The sequence below is a fragment of the Paenibacillus solanacearum genome (assembly GCF_910593845.1).
GTDB lineage: Bacteria > Bacillota > Bacilli > Paenibacillales > NBRC-103111 > Paenibacillus_G > Paenibacillus_G solanacearum.
Genome location: NZ_CAJVAS010000098.1, coordinates 1 through 2126 on the forward strand (window position 1 = coordinate 1; position 2126 = coordinate 2126).

At 46.0% G+C, this 2126-nt stretch carries 1 protein-coding gene; it reads right to left on the reverse strand.

Annotation, left to right across the window (positions count from 1 at the left end):
- Window positions 1-920: 920 nt before the first annotated feature.
- Window positions 921-1685: a metallophosphoesterase gene (locus KXG62_RS33715; protein WP_218096382.1), complete on the reverse strand. Its 765-nt coding sequence runs from the start codon at window positions 1683-1685 to the stop codon at window positions 921-923.
- Window positions 1686-2126 lie beyond the last annotated feature (441 nt).

Below are 2126 nucleotides of genomic sequence, written 5' to 3' on the forward strand. Positions count from 1 at the left end.
ATCTTACTGCTTCATCTTTGAATACTTTGTCGTACCGTTTCATTGTCTCTCGTCCCCTCGTCATCTTCATTTTATTTCATACGAGGGTGTTTTTCGACTGCATAATTATAGTAGCACTCCAAAACACGTTGTAAATGACATCTAACTTTTGCCACTTCCATAGTACAATTCCACTTATTTTGGGAAAGAATAGGGGCATAGCGTATTGCAACTGACATTTGGTTATTGAGCCCATTTATTTTGACTTTGAAGATCTGCTTTTCGTCTAGCAAGGTATCGCGAGAGCAGTATTTCTACGTTGTTTAGTTCCTCAATAGATGTGACTTGAAGTATATATCGAAGCATTTTTTTGAGTATTCGTGGATAAGTATCGAATGTTTTCATTTCGTTAAGTCCTCTCTATGAAAAAATATATTTTAATATACCAGTGATACGAATTGTATCACAATGTTTAATAAACTAATAGTGTTATTTTTTGTTTACTGCTTACGTATCCCTCGGGATACTTTTTTTATTGGATAGAGGGAACAAGTAAGCGGGTGAAGTAATAATTGATGGAAATATTTGGAATGTCAGATAGCATGGCGGTGGGACCAACGTCGCAAAAGGCCATGCTACTATGCAAAGGGGGGAAAATGGGAACGCCATTAGGTTAGGAAAGTCTTACTCTTCGCTTTGCCTTTTCAGCTTTCATAAGTTCCACGCTTCGCAAACCACTATGAAAAAAGCTTATTCCAAACCGCTGGTGCTGGGGCATGAAGTCATTACCTTTGAAACACTTCTTTCGTGCAAGCCGCCGAATGAGCCAGGCAAAAACCTGGAAACAGGCGAACTCGTTTGCTTGCGTCCCGACGGAACCTACTATCCACGATGAACATACAACAACCGCCCTCCAGGCAATCCGGGGGGCGGTTGTTTGTTTATACATAATGCAGCGTGACTTCGCTGCGGACCAGAAATCGTACATTCAGGCCGGTTTGACCGATGCCTTTGGAAATATAATAAGTGCCGTAAGCCGTCTTGTGCATGCCTTTGTAGATGCCCATCGCGGGCAGCTTGCCCATCGGACGAAACCGGTAGAAGAAAGGAACGTTCAGCTGTTTGCCGTGCAGATGACCGGCCATCAAGTAATCGTATCGTTCCTGAAGATGCAGCACAATATTCGGGTCGTGGGTGATTACGATGCGGCGCTGCTCGCGGTCGGTTCCCTCGAACGATTTGGCGATGCGGCTTTTCCCGCTGCGAAAGTCATCAATGCCGATCAACTGGAACCCCGGCAGGCTGACCCATTCGTTGCGCAGCAGCGGGATGCGGTAATCCTCCAATAAGCGGACGAGCTTGATCACTTTTCGCTGCTGGTAATCATGATTGCCGAGCACGGCATAGACCGGAACGCCGCACTGGGCAAATACCGTCAAATACCGTTCCAGCAAAGGCAGCTTGCCTTCCACTTGTGTGTAATCCCCCGTCAGGAAGATATAGTCCGGTTTCTCCGCCTCAATAACCCGCTGAAGCTGTCTAGGGGTAATCCGCAGCCTTTCCACATGAAAGTCGCTGATCTGCAATATTTTTTTCCCTAATTCGAGATCGTAGCGAATCCGTTCGACCTTTAACCAGGCGGTTGGTAAAATGAACGCGATATACACAATAAGCACCGCCAATGCGGCATACAGGATCCACTCCATCAAGCCAACTCCATATCTTGGGATATACACCTTATTGTATAAAAAAGCAGCCGACAAATACAGCCCATATTGCATGAAAGTCCTCTTTTTCCCAGGAGGGGCCGAACGTTATATTGCCTAACCGATACGCCGGTACAGATACCGGTCCGCCAAGCGCATGGAACCCGCATGTTCAACACGCTCGGCGCGAGGTTAAGCTTAACAAATACCATAAAATGATTTACACTGGATCCATATGTGAGGACTGGACGGCGCGCACGGTTGTTTATAGGCTGAGGCAAGTCGGCATCCGATGAAACGATACTTCACGGGAAGAGGGCAAGTCTGAAATTGACGTTGCTTTACCGCACCCAAGTAGAATGGCATAGCAAACAAGCCACCCAAGCGATGACCTAATGGTAAAATATGGTTTTTGTAAGCTGTTAAGTTGCAATCGCCCTA